12 protein-coding genes are annotated in these 19,958 nt (G+C 35.4%); 5 read left to right on the forward strand and 7 right to left on the reverse strand.

Annotation, left to right across the window (positions count from 1 at the left end; translation table 11 throughout):
* Window position 1: 1 nt before the first annotated feature.
* From folP to FXX65_RS01825, 3 genes are all read right to left on the reverse strand, one after another.
* Window positions 2-820 (reverse strand): dihydropteroate synthase, encoded by an 819-nt coding sequence (gene folP, locus FXX65_RS01815; RefSeq protein WP_147614834.1) that lies wholly within the window; start codon window positions 818-820, stop codon window positions 2-4.
* Window positions 817-2,739: a 1-deoxy-D-xylulose-5-phosphate synthase gene (dxs, locus tag FXX65_RS01820; protein ID WP_147614835.1), complete on the reverse strand. Its 1,923-nt coding sequence runs from the start codon at window positions 2,737-2,739 to the stop codon at window positions 817-819. The genes folP and dxs overlap by 4 nt, the downstream gene beginning before the upstream one ends.
* Before the next feature lie 277 nt (window positions 2,740-3,016).
* Window positions 3,017-3,211, reverse strand: a complete 195-nt coding sequence (locus FXX65_RS01825; RefSeq protein WP_147612386.1) for a DNA-directed RNA polymerase subunit omega — start codon at window positions 3,209-3,211, stop codon at window positions 3,017-3,019.
* Between the two features lie 174 nt (window positions 3,212-3,385).
* On the opposite strand from FXX65_RS01825, the gene recO reads away from it, so the two are divergent.
* From recO to FXX65_RS01840, 3 genes are read left to right on the forward strand one after another with little or no spacing between them, the layout of a single operon-like run.
* Complete coding sequence (gene recO, locus FXX65_RS01830) at window positions 3,386-4,159, forward strand: DNA repair protein RecO (RefSeq protein WP_147614836.1); 774 nt, start codon at window positions 3,386-3,388, stop codon at window positions 4,157-4,159.
* A 15-nt stretch (window positions 4,160-4,174) separates the two neighbouring features.
* Window positions 4,175-6,322, forward strand: a complete 2,148-nt coding sequence (gene recJ, locus FXX65_RS01835) for a single-stranded-DNA-specific exonuclease RecJ (RefSeq protein WP_147614837.1) — start codon at window positions 4,175-4,177, stop codon at window positions 6,320-6,322.
* A gap of 2 nt (window positions 6,323-6,324) precedes the next feature.
* Window positions 6,325-7,410, forward strand: a complete 1,086-nt coding sequence (locus FXX65_RS01840; protein WP_246104328.1) for a M23 family metallopeptidase — start codon at window positions 6,325-6,327, stop codon at window positions 7,408-7,410.
* Between the two features lie 8 nt (window positions 7,411-7,418).
* Here FXX65_RS01840 and ligA read toward each other — a convergent pair whose 3' ends face one another.
* Genes ligA through FXX65_RS01860 form a run of 4 tightly spaced genes read right to left on the reverse strand, consistent with a single transcriptional unit; the run spans window position 7,419 to window position 11,977 of the window.
* The gene (gene ligA / locus FXX65_RS01845; protein WP_147614838.1) at window positions 7,419-9,347 is read right to left on the reverse strand and encodes an NAD-dependent DNA ligase LigA; all 1,929 of its coding nucleotides are present in this window, start codon (window positions 9,345-9,347) and stop codon (window positions 7,419-7,421) included.
* Between the two features lie 41 nt (window positions 9,348-9,388).
* Window positions 9,389-10,084 (reverse strand): tRNA (guanosine(46)-N7)-methyltransferase TrmB, encoded by a 696-nt coding sequence (gene trmB / locus FXX65_RS01850; RefSeq protein WP_147614839.1) that lies wholly within the window; start codon window positions 10,082-10,084, stop codon window positions 9,389-9,391.
* Window positions 10,085-10,102: 18 nt separating this feature from the next.
* Window positions 10,103-10,783 (reverse strand): hypothetical protein, encoded by a 681-nt coding sequence (locus tag FXX65_RS01855; protein WP_147614840.1) that lies wholly within the window; start codon window positions 10,781-10,783, stop codon window positions 10,103-10,105.
* 30 nt (window positions 10,784-10,813) lie between these two features.
* Window positions 10,814-11,977: a hypothetical protein gene (locus FXX65_RS01860; protein WP_147614841.1), complete on the reverse strand. Its 1,164-nt coding sequence runs from the start codon at window positions 11,975-11,977 to the stop codon at window positions 10,814-10,816.
* A 123-nt stretch (window positions 11,978-12,100) separates the two neighbouring features.
* Between FXX65_RS01860 and FXX65_RS01865 the strand changes: the two genes are divergently transcribed.
* Both FXX65_RS01865 and dinB read left to right on the forward strand, forming a co-directional pair.
* Entirely contained in the window at window positions 12,101-14,083 is a 1,983-nt protein-coding gene (locus FXX65_RS01865) for a YfhO family protein (protein ID WP_147614842.1), read from the forward strand.
* Window positions 14,080-19,953 (forward strand): DNA polymerase IV, encoded by a 5,874-nt coding sequence (gene dinB, locus FXX65_RS01870; protein WP_147614843.1) that lies wholly within the window; start codon window positions 14,080-14,082, stop codon window positions 19,951-19,953. The genes FXX65_RS01865 and dinB overlap by 4 nt, the downstream gene beginning before the upstream one ends.
* The last annotated feature ends 5 nt before the right edge of the window (window positions 19,954-19,958 follow it).

Here is a 19,958-nt window from a genome sequence, read left to right on the forward strand (position 1 = left end):
TTTATCCCTCTATACCTTTTAAAACTGCAAGAGAATCCACTGCCTCTTTTACATCGTGAACCCTTATCATAAAAGCCCCATTTAAAACAGAAATCAAATCTGCACAGACAGTTCCAATCAGCCTTTGCTCAACAGCTCTTCCTGTCAAAGCTCCTATCACAGATTTCCTTGAAAGAGCCATCAAAACTGGATATTTTGAATCGCACAAAAGTCCGCATTTTTTTATCAAAGTGCAGTTGTCCTGTGCATTTTTTCCAAAGCCAATTCCCGGATCCAGAATTATTTTATCACTTGTTATACCTTGATTTAAAGCGTAATCCACTCTTTTTTTCAAGTATGAATCGACTTCCAAAAAGATGTCGTCGTAGTGGGTGTCGTTTTGCATAACATCTGGAGTTGCCCTCTTGTGCATCAGGATGACAGGAAGTTTTTTTTGAGCGCAAAACGGTGCAAGGCAAGAATCGTCTTCCAAGGCAGATATGTCATTTAAAATATCTGCGCCTTCTTCATAGCAGGCTTTCATAACTTCGTACTTTCGAGTGTCGATGGAAATCGGAATTGATGAGTGTTTTCTTACCTCTTTTAAAACTGGAAGCAGCCTTTTACATTCCTCTTCTGCACTGACATAATTAGAGCCCGGCCTTGTGGATTCAGCACCAAAATCCAATATATCCGCACCTTCATCAATCATGCGAAGAGCCTGCTCTACACCGCCACGGCTTTTTTCCCAAAATGAATCTTCCGTGGTGTTTATGATTCCCATAACAAAGGCTCTATTTTCTGTTTTGATATTTCTATCTGCAAGTTTTAATTCAATCATTTTTCTCCTACCATTTCGTATGCTTTTTGCGCAAGAGAGCGCGGATCTAGTTTTACGTCTTCACAAATTTGATTTCGATTTCCCTGAACGATAAATTTTTGAGGAATTGCACAGACACAGGTTTTAAAAAATCCTTTTTCAAAAAAAAATCTTTGAAGTTCTTCTGCAATGCCGCCGGTTATAACCGCATCTTCTACAAAAACAACAGCACTTCTATCTTTTGCATAAGAATAAAGGTGGTCAAAATCCAGCGGTTTTATGAATCTAAGCGAATAAATATCAGCCTCTATGCCTTCTATCATAAGATTTCTGCACGCTTGAATCACTTCTGCAAGCATTCCTCCAGTTGTAACAAAAAGAATGCTCTTTGCTTTATTTTTAGGCTCTTGTATTTCATCTTCAAATTTTACGCTGAGCGCAGGAGCAAATTCTTCGCTTTTTATAAAGATTCCTTGCCCTTCTTTTACAGGATTTTCAAACGCTTTTAATTCCGTAGGACAGGCAGATTTTGGATAGCGAAGTGCAACAGGTTTTTCGGCTTTTATAGCCCAGTCAAGACACAAGTTCATATCCAAAGCTGTTGCAGGAGATAAAAGGGTTAAATTTGGAACGCACCGCAATAGAGCAATGTCAAACATTCCCTGATGAGTTTCCCCATCGCCAGGAACGATGCCCGCTCTGTCAAAGCAAAATACAACAGGAAGCTTCGGAAGAGCAACATCGTGAATTATCTGATCGATTGCCCTCTGTATAAAAGTTGAATATATCGCCACAACAGGAATCATTCCGCCAGTTGCAAGCCCTGCGGCAAAGGTTACAGCATGCTCTTCTGCAATTCCAACGTCAAAAAAACGCTGTGGATAATGTCGCGCAAAGGAGTCAAGCCCTGTTCCTTTTGACATTGCAGCGGTTATCGCCGCGATTTTTGTATTTTTTAGAGCGATTTCAACAAGAGTCCTGCTAAAACTTTCCGTAAAACTCATCAAATCGAACTTTTCAACTTTTCCATCGGAAATTAAAAAAGGACCTATTCCGTGGAACGAAGCAGGGTCATTTTCCGCAGGAGAATATCCTTTTCCTTTTTTTGTTACGATGTGAACTACAACTGGCCCTTTTAAGTTTTTTACATCGTTAAAAACATCTTCCATCTCTTTTATGTTGTGGCCGTCTAGAGGACCTACGTATTCAAAACCTAAATCTGTAAAAAAATTGTTGCTTAAAAAAAGACCTTTTATCGCCCTCTTGCATCTGTAGATGAATTTTCCCAAATGCCTGTTTGAATTTGGAATTTTTGAAACCAAAGAGTCGATTTTGTGCCTTATGCTCTGATAAAAGTTAGACATCGTTAGGCGGCTTAAATATTTTGAGATAGAACCAGTATTTTGAGAAATTGACATCTGATTGTCGTTTAGAACAACTATCAAATTTTTCCCAAGTTGACCTGCGTGATTCATAGCTTCAAGGGCCATTCCACCGGTCAAAGCACCATCTCCAATCACTGCAACCACTTTTCCTTTTTTTCCGGTCAATTCCCAGGATGTTAAAAGCCCCAATCCCTGAGAAATAGATGTTGAAGAATGTCCGTTGTCAAAAAAATCGTGCTCGCTTTCTGTTTTGCGTGTAAATCCTGAAATTCCACCGTATTTTCTTATAGTTTGAAATTGCTCATAGCGACCTGTAAACATCTTGTGAGCATAGCATTGGTGGCTTACATCAAAAATTATCGCATCATCTGGAGAAGAAAAAACTCTGTGCAAGGCAATCGTAAGTTCTACGACACCCAAGTTTGATGCTAGATGCCCTCCATTTTTGCCTACTACTTCTATTATTTTTTTTCTTACTTCATCTGCAAGTTTTGAAAGGTCTTTTTTGGGAATTTTTTTTAGGTCTTCTGGAGAATGTATATTCGAAAGTAGCAATTCCGACCTCCTTGCAGGAATACTTTATTTAAAAAAAAGACCGCGTAGTTTTACAACTTTCGCGGTCTTTGTCTGCGGGCATATATCAAAACACCTAAAAAAGATGTTACTTGCTCTTATGCCGATTGCGTCTAAGCATCTTCTTGCGCTTATGTGTAGCCATCTTCTGACGCTTTCTTTTTTTACCACAAGGCATTATGGGCACTCCTTAAACAAATTAGTATGCTAATTATCATCAAATCAAACTCTTTCGTCAAGATATTTGTTTTGATGTAAATTACTTCTGTTCGATTCTGTATTGAACCTGATTTTCAAAAAGCTGTCTGGCAGCCAAAGATGCTACTTTTCCGTCGTTTTGCTCAATTGACGGATCTTTTATCATCGTCATCTGGTAAGCACGACGACTGGCAGCTACTGTTATCTCATAAACATTGCCAGTGAATCTTACAAGCTGCTCCAATGGAAAAATCATCTTTTATCCCCCAATCTCAAAATGAATAAATAATTATAATCAAATTGTTTTTTACTGTCCAGTATCTTGGTTTTAATATTTTTTCTTAAATCGATTTTTATGTGTGATTTTTTCAAAAAGAAAGTTGATTAAAGGTTGTTTATAAAATTTTAATTTCAAATTATAATTGCCCTTATGCGAACTTTTTCATACCAGGCAACAATTCTTTCTGTAAAACACTCAGGAGAAAACAACAGCAGGGTAACTCTTTTAACAAAGGAAGAAGGAATAATTTATGCTATTTTATACGGCGGTCCTAAAAGCAAACTTCGCTCACTTGTAAGCCCTTTTAACAGAGGAATCGCATACATATACAAAGATGAATTAAAAAAATCTTCAAAAATTACAGATTTCGACGTAAAAAGTTATCATCCCACATTTAGAGAAAATCTTTTTAAAAGTTATGCCGCAAATTTTGCAGGAGAAATCCTTTTAAAATCAAAATGCGCAGGAAGTGCAGAACAGACTTTTATCCTCTACAACGCTTTACTAGACGGAATGGAAGCAAGCAATGAAAATGAAAGCAAGCTTGGACTGTTAAGATTTATCTGGAGATACATCGATTTGCTTGGGGTTCGACCAGATTCTTCTTGCTGTTGCCAATGCGGAAAATCTTTTATACAAGGAAAGTTAAACGATGAATCTTTGGACTGCTGGGCATCTTATAGCGAAATTGAAAACGGATTTATATGCAACGATTGCTTAAATGACAAGATTATGCCGTTTTGTCTATCTAAAAAATCGTTAACCTATCTTGAAGCTGTAAGTGTTTTAAAACCAAAAGATGTAAGAAACATCGCAATAGATTTATCTTCAATGGTAGAAATAAAAGAATTGTGCTATTCACTAATTCAAGTTGCATGTAACACGACTTTTTTGTCTTTGCAGTCAGGAATTGGGATTTTATAAAAACAGGAAATATAAATGAAAATTTGGAATAAGAAAAAAATCTCTGGAGAAAAAATCAGGGAACTATCTGCAAAATACGGAATCGACCAGATAACATCTTCTATTCTGCTTAGGCGTGGAATAACAGACGGCAAAGATTTGCTCTACTATCTTGAAGACGACAAGAGATTTTTGCACAACCCATTTTTATTCAATTCCATGGAAGATGCAGTCGATAGAATTCTTCAAGCACAGGAAGAAGGCGAAATCGTATTGATTTTTGGAGACCGCGATGTAGACGGAATTTCTAGCACAACTATTTTGTACGAAAGATTAAAATCCATGGGAATAGAAGTTGAATGGAGACTCCCAAATGGAAACGATGGCTACGGACTTTCAATCGAAGCAGTTGATGATTTTTACAAAAAAAATGGAACTTTGATAATAACCGTAGACTGCGGAATTTCAAACAATTTAGAAATCGCTCATGCACAGGAATTGGGAATTAACGTTATAATTTTAGACCACCACAATCCGCCAGAAAAACTTCCAGAAGGTGCAATAATCGTAGATCCAAAATGCAAAGATTCTGGATATCCATTTCAAGATATTTCTGGTGCCGCTGTCGCTTATAAAACCTCTTTAGCACTTCGCTTTACAAAATCTTCACTCTACAAACAGGAAATCTGCCTGCTCTGTGCAAAAAAAGACGGAAAACAGGCAACCATAAGCGCTTTAAAAGTTAGAAATCTCGTAAAGCAGGATTTTTTGGAAGAGAGTTTTGAATGTGGCACTGTTGATTTTTTAAAGACGAAATTCCATTCATTTTTAAACGGGCAGCAAATTTTTGTTTGGAACGATGCGGAAACAGCCTATATCTTAAAAGACGCTTTTGGTCCTTCAATTCAATTCAACCTTTTTGACATTCAAAAAGAAATTTCAAAATTGATTCCGCAGACCAAAGGAATGAGTCTGGCAAAATTAAAACTTTCTTCAAAAATTGCAAAGTATAATCCAGAATGTGCAACAGAAATCGGAAGTTTTTTCAATATTTTTGTAACTTACACAAATCTCTTGCTTTCTCAAAACGAAAAAAAAGATTTAATACAAGAAGACAAAGATTTACAGCTCGTAGCGCTCGCTGCCCTTGCAGACATAATGCCTTTAAAAGATGAAAATCGCATACTCGTAAAACAAGGCGTAAAAGCGATTAACGACGGAAAAACTCGAGAAGGGCTTGTTGAACTGATGTCAAAATTAAAGCTTTTAGGTCAAAAAATGACGAGTTCAAAATTGAGCTGGAATGTTGTTCCAGTTTTAAACGCTACAGGACGGCTCGGAGTTCCAGAACTTGGAATGCAACTTTTTCTTGAAGGCGATGCAAATAAACGCGATAAAATAGCACAGCAAATAATTGAGTTAAATGCAGAACGAAAACAACTCGGTAACGAGGCGTGGTTCATCGGCGAAAAAAAAGCAGAACAGAGCATAGAGCATTTTGGGAAAAAGCTCTGTGTCATAATAGACGAAAAGATAAACCGCGGAGTTTCTGGCATTCTTGCGGGAAGGCTTGTTGCAACCTACAATGTTCCATCGATGGCTATAACTTTTGTTGATGATGTTGCGATAGGTTCAATGCGAAGTTGTAGGGGATTTTCGATTCCTCCATTTTTAGAAAAGATGTCAGATTTATTTATAAACCATGGAGGGCATGACTTTGCAGCAGGATTCACTTTTGAAAAAAACAGGCTTGAAGATTTTAAAAGGCGATTGGAAGAACTTTCTAAAGCGATAAAACTGGAAAGCGAAGAAGAAAAAACTTTTGAAATCGACGCAGAACTTCCGCCCGAATATCTAAATCCACAAATTCTAAATCTTGTTGATACTTTTGAGCCTTATGGAGAAGCAAATCCTGAACTTACTTTTTTAACTCAAGGATTAAAAATTCAGGACGCGCTGACAATGGGTCGTCCAGAGCCAGTCCATTTAAAACTTATACTCGATGCGGGAAAATCAAAATGGCCAGCTGTTTTTTTTGGCGGAGCAAATTTGCTGCACAATGAATTTGAACAAGGCGATAAGATAGATGTCCTTTATCAACTGCAACGCAATGTTTTTAATGGAAACACGACTCCACAGATGATTTTAAGCCAAACAAGAAAAACTCTCACTCAAGAAGAATAGCGATGATAAAAAAGATTTTCCTTTTTAGTTTATTTTTTGTCTTTTCATTTGCAATATTTTCACAAAAATCAGAAATTCAAAAGCAAAACTCCATTGAAGAAAAAACAAAACTTGAACAAGTTTTTAGTGGATATAAAGTTCAACTTGCTTACAATAAAACAATTTTTCCAGGCGACCCTATTTTTGTACGCTTAAAACTAGAAGCAAAAAATCGCAAGGTAAAAAAAATCTTTTTAAACGAAGAAAATCCTTTTGATATTTCAATAAAATTGTGCGAAAAACTTGAAGACGAGAAATTTACAATCGACACGGACAAAGAAAAAGCAGAAACTGCTGAAAAATTGAACAAAAAATCAAAAATGATTGAAAAATCCGTTTTATACATAACAGATTTACAACCAAAAAGAAAATCAGCTTTATTTTTGGGTGCGATTCCAACTTCATCATATGCAGAACCAGGCGAATACTACATAGAGCTTTGCGTAAATATTTTGGGTTTGGAAGAAGAAAAGTTAGAATTTCCGATTTTAATTGAATCAAAAGATTTTATAAAAGAAACAATCCACTTGGATTCAAAAAATACTTCGATAAGAACCGATTCAAGCAAAAAACGAATGGAACAAATCGAGCATCTAAATAAAATCCTGTTTTTGAAAGATGAAAAATCAATTTTTGAAACACAAAATTTCTCTTATCCAACAGATGCAACTCGCCGCACTTCTTTTTTTGCAGACAGGAGAATATTCCAATACTCAAACGGAAAAACTGCCACATCACTTCACAACGGAATAGATTGGGGTGTTCCTGTAGGAACAAAGGTCTTTGCCTGCGGAAAAGGAAAAGTTGTGCTTGCTGAATACAGAATAACAACAGGGTACAGCATTGTTATTGAACATTTACCAGGTCTTTATTCGCTTTACTATCATTTGAGCGCCATAGATGTTTTAAAAGGTCAACTTGTAGGAAAAGGTGCGCAAATTGGACTTTCTGGCGACACGGGGCTTGCAACAGGACCGCATCTACACTGGGAGATAAGGCTCAACGGGAGTGCTGTAAACCCAGACTGGTTTGTTCAAAACTCCTGGTAATTATAAATCTAAAAAAGTGATAAAAATTCCTCTTCTGTTATAACAGGAACTGCAATTTTTTTTGCTTTTTCGTTTTTGCTTGAACCGCTTGCAGTGTCGTTTGTAACAAGATAAGAAAGGTCTTTGGTAACAGAAGATTTTATGCTTCCTCCGTTTTTCTTTACAAGCTCTTCCGCTTCGCTTCTTTTCATAGTCTTTAATTCTCCAGTAAAGCAAAACGATTTTCCCTGCAACGCTCCTGTAGAATTTTGAATAACCGTTACATATTTTGCAGCAAGGGATTTTATTTCATCCTCATTTTCCCTTAAACCTGCAACAAAAGTGTGCGCCATTATCTGAGCAAAGCCGTAAACTTTAGAAAAATCCTCTTCTGTTGCGCTAAAAAGTTTTTCTATAGTGTCGTAGCCGCTTTCAACCAATTTTTGAACTGTCGTTTCGCCAATTCCTTCTATGTCAAACCCTGCAATAAAAGATGAAAGAGGAACCTTCGTTTTGGATTGAATAGAATCATAGACTTTTTTTGCACCAAGGCTATTTTTTTCTTTTAAAATGCTTTCTTCATTTAAAAAAAACGGAATCAAATCTTCAACTTTTAACTTGTAAAAGTCGGTTATGCAGCGAACTTTTTTGGCGTTAAAAAGTGAGTTCACAAGAGTTTCGCCTAAATCCCGAATATCTATTACAGAAACCCATTTTAAAAGCTGGTGAATAATTTTTTTATCGCAATTTTTATTTGGACAGAAAAGCCTTGTGCCTTCGTCAACTAAAGTGCTTCCACAGCATTCACATTTTTTAGGAATTTCGATGTTAAAAGTTTTTTGACCTTCCTGCTCGCTCAAAACGCTTTCTATCTTTGGAATTATTTCTCCACGCTTTACAACTACAACACGGCTTCCAATTTTTACACCTAATTTTCTTAAAGTTTCAGGATTTGCAAGGCTTGCGCGTTTTACAATAGTTCCATTAAGGGCAACTTCGTCAAAAATTGCAACTGGCGTGTAAGTTGCTCCCGATTCGCTCCATTCAATTTTTCTAACCGTGCTGACCGCTTCTTCAAGGCTAAATTTGAATGCAATCTGTCTGTCTGGGCGCGCCCTCAATGCGTCTTCGTGATTTATGAGCCGTTCTTTTACGACAAGACCATCTATGTCGTATTCAATCTGCTCTCGTTTTTCCATCACCTGCGCTCTGTAATCTATAACCTGTTGAGCGCTATTGCAGATAAAAAGAGGAACTGTATAAAAAGACAAAGATTTTAGCCAGTTGATTTTTTCTTCTTCATCAGAAAATGGCTGAGTTCCACTTGTAGAAAAAGCATCGTAGGCAATGAATTGCAGATTTTCGCTTCCCTTCCCGTCTTTTCTTTTCATAAGACCATTCGCAGCGTTACGACAGTTTGCCTTATCGGAATAAAACTCTTTAAAAACTTCGTGAGTCATCACAACTTCACCGCGTATTCCGCCTGTGTAATCGACAATCTTATCGCCTTGATAAAGTGCACTCGGAACGCCCCTCATTTTTTTTGCATTAAAAGTTATTTCGTCTCCAACAGAACCGTCGCCTCTAGTAACCGCAGCTTTTAAAATTCCTCTTTCAAACTGAAGTTCAAGGCTTGCGCCGTCGAGTTTATACTCAACCAAATATTCTGGATAAACGTGATTTTTTGCCCAGTCTAAAAACTGCTCAGGGTCGGCCGCTTTTTCTTGGCTTCCCATTGGCATTACATGACGAATTTTTTTAAAATTTCCGCTATCTGCCCCGACTTTTTGTAAAATTTTGTTTTGTGGGTCGAGTCTTTTTAGTTCATCCCAAAGAGAATCAAATTCCTCATCTGAAATTTCAGCTTCGCCGTTGTAATACGAGTCCTGATATTTTTTTATCAAAGTTACGAGCGTGTTTATTCGAGAAGTGCTTTCAACATCAAAAAGTTCGTCCATAAAATTCCTGCTTTATTTTTGCGATTTGATTTTTTTCGATTTTAAATTCTTTGGAACAACATCTCATTTATCACGCGGTTTGCATCAAGCCCTTTCTGCTCAAACCTGGTTTCTGGCCGCCAATTTTGATGCGGGCAATATCCGTTGTACATATTCTTTAGCATTGGCGTATTTTCCAGTTGTTCAAGACCAAATACAGCATAAGGAAGCCAATCTGTTACAAAATACAGATAGCCGCCTTTTTTTAATTTTGATGAAATCAAATCCGTTCTGGGGCGCTGAATTAGCCTTCGTTTTTGATGACGTTTTTTCTGCCAGGGGTCAGGAAAGAAAATATGAAATGCATCTACACTTTGCTCTAGAATCATATTTTCCAAAACTTCGATTGCGTCTTTTTCTATTATGCGAATATTTTTTAAAGAACGATTTTTTATTTCGCCCAAGAGTTTTCCAATCCCAGGCTTATGAACTTCTATTCCAAGATAATTTATGTTGGGATTGTTTTCTGCGATTATTGCAGTCGCTTTTCCCATTCCAAAACCAATTTCTATGACAACAGGATTTTTGTTCCCAAAAGTTTTTTCAAAATCGAGAATTTCATTTTGGTATTGAATTCCATAAATCGATAAAAGCTCTTCATAATCTTTTTTTTCAGAAGAAGTAAAATGACCACAGCGTATCGCAAAAGTTTTTATAGTGCGTTTAAAAGTTTCGTTATCGTTTTCTTGATTTTCCATAATTATTTTTCGCCTGAATCAACCTTTTGATTTTTCTTCTGCAATACATTCTACTGGAGTTAAGAATACGAGGCTACCAGAAACAGTCGAAAGTGGTTTTCTCAAAAAATAAGCATCTTTAAAATCTTTAAAAATATCATCATCGCTTTTCCAAGATTTTTTTTTCGTTCCGTAATAGAGAAGATTCATTTCTTTGTCAAAAATGGCATAATTTTCAGAAAGGTTAACTCCTGCTTTTTCTCTTACAGAAGAAATTTCGCTTTCCAATAAATCTTTACGGTACGAAATCATAAAATTCCCAAAATATTCTTCTCCTGCTGCGTCCGTGTACACAAGATTATATATTCCGTTTTCCAATTGGAAACCTTCTGGAATTTTTAAAGCAGAGTATCCAACCCAATTATTACCATCGCTTTCAAAAATTACAGGATTTTCCACAAACCACGAAAGAGAATTTTGCTTCGATGTTATTTTTAAAGACGATGCCCTTTGAGCTTTGCCTTCTGTTTGGATAAATACGCTGAGTGAAACGACAGGTTTTGAAGATTGACTTTCGTATTCAAAAACCACAGACGGATTTATCGAAAATACCGAGTTTTCGTTTGAAGAACACGCGGCAAAAAAAACAAAACTGAATGCCAAAGATACAAAAAAAACGAGACTACTTTTTTTTTCTAAATATGTTCTGCCGTTTTGCATTTTGAATTATCTTGAGCCGAATATAAAAAATTAAAAGTTAAAAATCAAATTGATGACTGTCAAATCGCTGGAAGAGAATTGATTTACGATTGATTCAAATTTTACATTCACCCTCTTGCATGCGTCATCCAAATACGAAAGATAGTAAAGTCCTAAGTCTGTACTTTCCTGCCCTTCTGGCAATTCGCGGTAAAAATCAATCAGCGATTTTTTATTGGTATCTGCCGCAGCCTTCGATTCGATGCTTTCCTTTATTTCCTGAAACTGATCATTTTTATTATAGAGCGTTATTTGAAGCCTTCCCTGCTTGCCTATTGCAGAAGAACCGCCACCTATTTTCCAAGAAACAAAAACCTGTTCATGATTTCGCTTTAACTCTTCAACAATTTTTGCCCTCTGTTCTGGGTCGTACAGAAGAGAATCAATATCTTCAATTCCTGCAAACATGCGTTGAGCTTCTTTTCTCATATTGGAGTTTTCGCTGTTTAGAGCAAGTTCCATAACAAGAATAGAAATGTATTCTGCAACGCGAGATTTTTCCATATAAACTTGAACCAAATGCCTTATAGCAATCGTTATCTGAGAAAATCCATCGCTCTTGTAAAATTTTGTGATTATGTACCAGTTCATCAGCGAAAGACGATTTAAAAATTTTTCTGTCATCAAGAGATATATGTTTTTTTCTTCGAGAGAATAATCTTTGTTATCCATTATGGATTTCCAGATAGGATCCAAAATCTCTTTTTTTGCACGCTGAACAACTGGCTGCAATGAAGCAAGAACTCGTCTCAACTGTGTTTCAGATATGTTTATTCTTTCGTCTATAAGCTGAGTTGGATTTTTGCGGTTGTGTTTTTGAACTACGTCTGTCTGTATAAAATCTGCAAAAAGTTGTCGGTCAAACTGCTTGTAAAGGATTGAATACACCAAAGTTTTTGACAAATCCATAACTTCCTGACGAACAGATACAAATTCGGTCATAGAAATTTCTATCTTTGAAACATAATTGAGCAAAATCATATTTTGCAATGCTTGAGGCGAAAAAGGATTTAGGGAAACTCCGTATTCTTCGACATTGTCTGCCAATTTAAATCGCAATAATTTCATTTTGTGACTTATAAAGTGCGAAGCGCCTTCTTCAGTCAATATCACTTTAAGCGGAAGATTAAGTGAAAATTTTTTACCTGTAGCCATTAAAACTTTTTGAACTCCAAAATATAGTCCTTATTGTACTGAAAGGGTCTTGCATTGTAAACCTACAAATTATATTCTAAAAGTATGCTTTTTCACTTCAAGAGAAAACTTCTAATTTCTTTTATGATATTGAATTACATAACTTGTAGCCTATTTGCAAACGAGAAGATTGTACCTATTTTAAAAGGATTGGAACTTTCAAAAAAAATTGAAGCAGAGCTAAAAAAAAATCAATTCTTTCCACAAAAAATGCAGCTTTCAATAACAGGTGCGGACGAATTTGCTTATAACCTGATTTTAGATTTATCTTTTGACAATTCAAATGAAATTCAAAACGAAAAGAAAATTATCTTTTGCGTAAAACAAAACGATTTTTATTCCAAAAGCAAAGAATTCATCGATTTTTTTAAAAGTATAGAATCCCAAAAACTCAATTTTCCTGTTCAATTTGTACTTACGGCTTTGGACAATCAAAATGAAATTTTACGCGGTTATAATCGGCAACTGGAAGGAACAAAAAATTTTGCAGAAAGTCTAGAAGAAAACAAGGATTGCGCTGTTATCCTGCTAAACTTTGACGATTTAGATTTAATAAAGCGAGCAAAGATTTATACGACTGGTGGAAACAAGTCCACACCGCTGGGATTAACAAGAGAAATCGTAGAATCTTTTTACAAAACAGGAACCGATTTTATAATCTCACAAAAAATTCTTTCGCTTTACAGAGCATCTCTTTTAGAAGGCGATGAGCAATTAGAATATTTTTTGAAACGTTCAATTCCATGCATAAAAATATCATTTGCAGAAGATGATGATTTTTCTTCGCTGGATTTTTTTATAAAAAATCACGACCAGTCAAAAAAAACACAAGGCGATGTTCATTATTTTTTCTTTGCTCCTACATTTAAAAATTTTTTTGCAAACGCTATTTGGTTAGACGAAAGATTTAATATCATCTGTCTTGAAATTTTTGGCATTGCTGTGCTTTTGTTTTTGGTTTGCTTTACTTTTTCTGGGAAAAAACGGACAAAAACAAAACGAGTTTTTTCAAGATTTTGGTTTCTACTGCCAATTTTTCTTTTTTTATCGATTATTTCGCTATATGTATCTCAAGCGCTATGCTTAATAATAAAACCGATTGGAAGTGCAAATCCTGTAAGCCAGTTTGCTTTTAAAATAATTTTTTCTTCTGTTTTTGTCGCAATACTTTTTTTGTTTCAGACAAAGTTAAAACTTCCAACAAACAATTTTTTGTATGGATTTATGCTGACTGTAACAGCAATTTTAAACGTGTTTATATTTAGCACTCTGGATATAACGCTTTTTTGGACTTTTGCCCTAGAATACCTTATCGTTTATCTTTCAAGGAATTTTTACAGAATACGAGCGTTGATTTTTTCGGCATTTTTGATGCTTTTGCCGTTTTTGCCTTATATCTTAGTTTATTTTTCAAATGTAAATTCTACGAGCGTTAAATTTTTAATCGATGCAAATCCTTCGACAAATATGATGCTCTGCCTCATCCTATTTCCGTTTCAGATAATGTGGTTTAGAGTTCTTCTTAGAATTAGAACGACAAAACTAAAATCAAAAGATTTTAAAACTCTAGCAAAATACACTGCTCTATCGCTTTTTATAACACTCGTTTTTGTTTTTACCTTTGCATACCTTACAACGAAATTTATTTTTAACAAAAGCAAGAAAGCTCAAGCACAAATTTCATTTATCGATAAAAAAGCAGAAAATCTTTCTGTAGAAGAAAATTTTAAAGACCTAGCACAGATGTCTTATCACAGTCTTTCAATTTTTTCAAAAGAGCAGGCCTTGCGTTACAGCGTAACAGTAACTTCACCGCAGCCAAATCCAATTTTGGATTGCTTTTATGATTTTTCTGTAACAGACAATCCAAGAACAGCGATAATTACAATGCCAGATTATCCTCCGCAAGAAATTACTATAGATTTTTCAACAGAAAAAAACACAGACAAACTTTTTACGATTGTAGCAATCTACGAAACAGATACGGAAGGCGTTTTTAAGAGGGAAAGCGTATCAAAACATTTCTTAAAAAACGATGAAATTCCTTTAGAAAACAGCATAAGATGAAAAAACAATACCTGCATGTCGATTTAGATGCTTTTTTTGCCTCCGTAGAATTGATAGACCATCCTCAGTGGAAAAATCTTCCCTTAATAGTTGGCGGAAAACCAGAAGACAGGCGTTCTGTAGTTTCCACAGCCTCATACGAAGCGCGAAAATACGGCGTTCATTCTGCAATGCCAACGGTAACTGCGGTAAAACTTTGCCCAAATGCGATATTCGTCCATCCAAGGATGGAAAGATACTTTGAATTTTCTGAAAAAGTTATGGAGATTTTTAAAAGTTATTCTCCAGATGTTCACCAAATTTCAATCGATGAAGCGTTTATAGATTTAACAGGAACAGAAAAACTTTTTGGACCTGCAAGCCAAACTGCGAAAAAAATAAAAAACGAAGTTTTTGAAAAAACAGGACTTACAGTTTCTGTTGGGCTTGCAACTACAAAATATCTTGCAAAGCTCGCTTCAGAAATAAAAAAGCCAGACGGATTTTTTGAAGTTGAAGAGGGAAAAGAGACAGATTTTATGCTTTCGCTTCCTTTAAAAAAAATCTGGGGAATCGGTGAAAAAACTTTAATTCAATTAAACAAAAATGGAATAAAAACGACACAACAGCTCTATCAAAAACCAAAAAATCTGCTTTGCGTTCTATTTGGAGAAGCGACTGGAAATTTTTTGTATAACGCTGTTCGAGGGCAGGAAAAGGAAACTTTTAATCAACCTGCAAAAACTCACTCTTTAAGTGCAGAAAATACTTATTCGTGGAGTTTGACAGAAAATTTTGCGATAGATACAGCACTTCTCGAACTTTGCCACACGGTTATCTGGAGAATGCACAAAGAAAACGTAAAAAGTTTTACCGCTTGTGTAAAAATCCGCTATGACGATTTTACAACTATTACGATTCAAGAAACTTCCGAACACTGTATTTCAAGTCTCGATGACCTTTTTGAACGAGCAAAAAAACTCTTTTACAAAAAAGCCGACATTTCAAAGGGAATAAGGCTTTTGGGAGTCGCGCTTCAAAACATAAAGGATGCAAACGACTTTGTGCAATCAGAACTTTTTGATTTTGAAGATGAAAAAAAACGAAAACTTGAAGAAGCGATTCTAAAAACAGAAAAAAAATTAAAAGGCGTAACGATAACTCGCGCAAGACTTTTAAAAGGCAAAGATTTAAAAAGTATTTTTTTATTCTTTAGCATATCTTTGATTTCGCTTTTATTTCCAGCAAAAATGCACTCTCAAAGCACGCTCATAACAGAGCGCGAAGCAGACGGTGCAGGTGCGATAGTTTTTGACTCCACAAAATTAGAACCGCAAATCGATTGGAACAAGCCTTCCATCTTTAACTATAAAATTTCTGATAAAAATATAGAATTTACAACGATGGGCTATTGGAAGAGTTTTTTTTCTAGCGCATGGACTTCGACTTTTGGATATTCAAACTCAACTGCACAGACGATTTCTACACCGATATTTTCAAACCAAGTTGATTTAAATCTGCGGTTGCTTTTGGATAAAAAATACTATTTTGAAGCAAATTTTGCAGACAATTTTGACACGAACACTCTCGCTTTAGGATATTACGGAGAAAATTTTATAAAAGAAGCAAGGATAGCAAACCGCGGAATAAAATTTCCTTCAATCTATTCGATAGATGAACTTGGGCGTGGTATTGGCGGTGGAAATAATTTGGCACCAGGCCTTTCGTTGCATTTTGAAAAAGAAAACTGGTCTGGCGATTTTGTACTCCGCTATGAAAACCTCGAATCAAAAAGCAAAACCTGGTACGGAAGCAACAGCGTTTCTACGAACGAAATTCCGCTAGAAGATTTTATGACAGGCTTTCAATACGTTTTTCCTTCAAGAGACGCAGTTCTGGCAATAAAAAACATCTATGTAGAATCGGTAAACGGCAGTTATTCAGATTCTTTTGGAAGAAAATACAAGCGGTTGGATTCAAGCCAATATCTTTTAAGCGCTGCAAATAATTCAATTTTTCTCTCTAAAGAAGCAAAAGCATACAAGACAAAATCCGCACTTCCTTGCATTGCAGTTGAATACGATTCATCTTATCAAACGGCTGCACTTTTGGAATTGGGTTCTTGGGGGACAGCAGAAACTCCAGGCAGCGAATTTTTAGGAAAAACACAAAAGATATTTAAAAAAGATGATTTAGCAAATTTTTCAATTCCGCTAAAAGGAACAATCGATGGGAGCGAAGTCTATTATATTCAATATCAATCCCGCTTTTCTCCTTATGCAAGCGCTTCTCGCTATGACGCAGGAATCATTTCTTCAGGCGAAGCTTCTGTAATTTACACAAGCACAAAAATATCCAGCACAGAGTATTCTGCAATTTTGGATGACGACAATTTTAGCCAGATTTTAAAGGATTTTTTTAGCAACACTCACATCTATGCAGAAGTTTTTAAGCAAAGTTCAAAAGATTTTTTATCTCCAGAATATCGCTTTCCTTTTTCAAAAGACTGCCCAAACATATATCTTGGATACAAAAAAGAAAACGATTTGGTTTTGGCTATAAGAACCTACAATTCTACAAGCCGATTTGAAATTGGAACTGGGGCGGTAGAAGGAAGCGTTAGAGCATACAAAAATGGAATTCAAGATTCAAACGCAAAATATGACAGCAAGAGCGGAACTGTAAAACTTTCCGGCGATTTTTCATCTTCCGACAGAATTGTAATTCAATGGTACGAAGATTCTCCTTCAAACTCGGGAACAGTTACCAGTGCTGGCGGAATAAGCAAAAGGCTGTCTTCAAAAATAAATACAGACCTTTCATTTGCAGCAAGATGGCCTTTAATGCAAAATGAAAAATATTCAAAAACGGCACAAGGCTCGCTTGGATATATAAACCTTGCAGGCGGCATAGAATATTCAGGCAAAAATTTTAAGATAAAAAATGTGGCAGGCGTTGGCTTTGAGCAGGTAAACACGAGCGGAATATTTTTGGTATCCGACATGGATGAAGAAAATACAAAAACTTCATATCTTACAAAGGATGCAGCCTACTCTCTTCCATCAGAAATCAAGCCTTGTTTAACGCCACGAAAATCAAGCGATAATCCTATAAACTTAAAAAAAGAAAGCGAAGGTAATCAAGCAATAAAAACAGGTTTTACAGACTCTAAAATTTCAGGATATGCAATTCCTGTTGAATGGGATTTTACAGGTTTTGAAAACGATACAACAGATGAAAATCCTTATTGGGCTGCTGTAAACTTAGATTTACCTGGAAACTCAAACCTGCTGCAAGAGGCAACTGCCTTTACGATTTCTTTAAAAAAAGAAATCTTGTCTCCTGATGATTTTGACATATATCTTCAACTTGGAATCGATGCTCAAAACACAGGACAAATCGAAGACAAAAATTTAATTCCAACCTGGCGCCTCACTTCAACTTCAGTAAATCCGTCATTAGAAGATGATGTAAAAGGATGGTTCAATAAAAGCGAAACCGACTGGCAGGAAATTACAATTTTTTTAGAAGAAAAAGACAGGGCACTTTTAGCGACAAAGCACGACGCTCGCATAATAGTAACCTCAAAGAAAACAATCGAAGGCACAATACTTGCAGGTCCTTACAAAGTTGAAGGCGTAGGGTTTTCTGTGACAAGTTCTGAAAATTCGCGGGTTTATAGTTTTACAAAAATGCTCTCAAATAAAAACTATGCAAAATCATTTGAATTCATACCAGATTCCTCAAGTACAGAGCCTAAAAATTTTTCTTTAAACCGATATCTTGATGAAATTGATTTTTCAAATTATGGACTTCTTACTTTTAGGCTGAAATTTTATGCAAAATCCTCTTCACCACCTTCGCCAAATTTTGAAAACTCAAAAATCGAGATAAAATTCGACAGGCCAAACGAAAGTGGAAGTTTTACAAACGCAATAAGTTTAACCTTGGAAGGAGATGACTTAAAATATCTCAACGATACAAACGATTATTGTGATTTAACGATAGATTTGATAAATAAAAAGGCAAAAATCAAAGGAAAATCAACAACAAATAATCCAAAAATCGATTTAGAAACGATTGCCACAAGACTAAATATAGATTTTTCGACAGATCTAAAATCCACGATAGAATTGGAGTTGGATAAAGTTTATTTTTCACAAAGCAAGCCTTATTTTACAGTGCAGGATAAAGCAAAATTTGCATGGAAAAAAGATGGTGCTGTAATTACAAAAAACGACTTTGCTATTTTACGCGATGTGGATTTTCAAGCGGAAGGGCAAACAAACGCTTCCATAAAAAAAGATTCGGCTTTTTCAAAGATGTCTTTTTCAGGAAAAGCGCTTTCTTCATTTACAATTTTAAAACTAAAATTTCAAGGGGAAGCGATTCACTCAAGCCAGTCAAATGTTCCTTTAAGTTCCGCAAACCACAGCATAAAAACAGAAAACAAGATATTTTCATTTTTAAGTGGCGAAGAAAGTTTTTATTTTGAAAGCGAGCAAAAAAGTCTAAAAAAAACGGATCTCCTTTCAGCAGATTTTTCAAATTTTAGACTGCCTTTGAAAATCAATTTTTCTACAAATTCATTTTTAGATTCCTGGAATGTAAAACAACAAGCGGCTTCTGTATTTTCTTTTACAACTTCCAATCTAAAATTTGGAGCGGATTTTGGTGTGGAACAAACTTCATCAAATTCTTCTAAAAATTCAAGCGAATATTTTAAAGATACCAATTATTTTCAAAGTTGGAAGAAAGCAACTCAACTTGCCTTCGATACAGGCGACAAAGATGCTTCAAAAAGAAATGTTGCAGGAAAAGCGAGCGTAGAATTGAACTTTTTTAATTCGGCTTTTAAACCTAAATATCTTTTTGAATCTAAAAATTCGTATAAAAACTCAAACATAACGATTTATTCCGATTCAATAAGCCAGAGTTTTTCTTTTCCATTTTCTTTTAAATCTCAATCTTTTAATTTCTCTTGGACAAAAACTTCTGGAGGAGTTTCAAAAACAAGCACAGGCGGAAATTATCAAAGCGATTTGAACAATCTGTATTCAACTTTAAAAGAGCGGCAATGGTATTTTTCTACAATTCCAATATACGATCTTGTAAGCGACGATTTAAGCAAAAGCGTTTTAGAAAATTCTTTAGACGAAAAAAAATCTGTGCAATCTTTGTATTACGAAAGTCTTTATTCGTTGCAATGGAAACGAAGATTTTTGGGAACTTTTACGGATTTTTTGATTCCAACAAACGCAGTTTTAGCTTTTGAGCGAAATCTTAAAACATCTTCATCGGTTGCAGACTTATACAAACTCAAAGGGATTTTTTCATTTTATGCTTTAAATGTCTTTGGTAAAAAAAGTGCTTTAAGATTTTTCAATTTTTTTGAGCAGGATGAATACACGACTTCTCTTACCGTTACGATGAAAATTCCTAAAAATAATCCAAACGCCTGTTCATTCCTGCTGTCGTTATATCAACAGGACAGTTTTTACATACGACAGAATGAAACTTTAAAAGCGGGATTTGAATTTTCTTTTGAAGATAAAGATAACCTTGCTGCAAAAACGACCTTTGTCTATAAGCGATTGGGGAAAAATTCGTTTTTAGAAAGTGCAATCCAGTATTTTTCAAAAAATTATGTAAAAGACAGCAAAAATCTTTCGCGAACAGACAGCTTTAATTTTTCGCACACGCGCTCGTCGTCATCAACAAACCAAAGCATCACAAAAAAGTACGATTTTAGTTACAGTCATCTTTTAGACATAAGGATAAATCAATACACAGAATTAAATACAAATCTCGGTTTTTCTTATGCAAACACAATCGATAAAATCATTACGATAAGTGCGACTGGCGGAATTGGGGCGACGATTAAATTTTAATTTTT

It is taken from the genome of Treponema pectinovorum, assembly GCF_900497595.1.
Classification (GTDB): Bacteria; Spirochaetota; Spirochaetia; order Treponematales; family Treponemataceae; genus Treponema_D; species Treponema_D pectinovorum.

Coding starts and splice junctions, on each gene's coding strand:
- folP (WP_147614834.1), bottom strand. CDS start 820: ATGATTGAATTAAAACTTGCAGATAGAAATATCAAAACAGAAAATAGA.
- FXX65_RS01825 (WP_147612386.1), bottom strand. CDS start 3,211: ATGATTTTTCCATTGGAGCAGCTTGTAAGATTCACTGGCAATGTTTAT.
- recO (WP_147614836.1), top strand. CDS start 3,386: ATGCGAACTTTTTCATACCAGGCAACAATTCTTTCTGTAAAACACTCA.
- recJ (WP_147614837.1), top strand. CDS start 4,175: ATGAAAATTTGGAATAAGAAAAAAATCTCTGGAGAAAAAATCAGGGAA.
- FXX65_RS01840 (WP_246104328.1), top strand. CDS start 6,325: ATGATAAAAAAGATTTTCCTTTTTAGTTTATTTTTTGTCTTTTCATTT.
- ligA (WP_147614838.1), bottom strand. CDS start 9,347: ATGGACGAACTTTTTGATGTTGAAAGCACTTCTCGAATAAACACGCTC.
- trmB (WP_147614839.1), bottom strand. CDS start 10,084: ATGGAAAATCAAGAAAACGATAACGAAACTTTTAAACGCACTATAAAA.
- FXX65_RS01855 (WP_147614840.1), bottom strand. CDS start 10,783: ATGCAAAACGGCAGAACATATTTAGAAAAAAAAAGTAGTCTCGTTTTT.
- FXX65_RS01860 (WP_147614841.1), bottom strand. CDS start 11,977: ATGGCTACAGGTAAAAAATTTTCACTTAATCTTCCGCTTAAAGTGATA.
- FXX65_RS01865 (WP_147614842.1), top strand. CDS start 12,101: ATGATATTGAATTACATAACTTGTAGCCTATTTGCAAACGAGAAGATT.
- dinB (WP_147614843.1), top strand. CDS start 14,080: ATGAAAAAACAATACCTGCATGTCGATTTAGATGCTTTTTTTGCCTCC.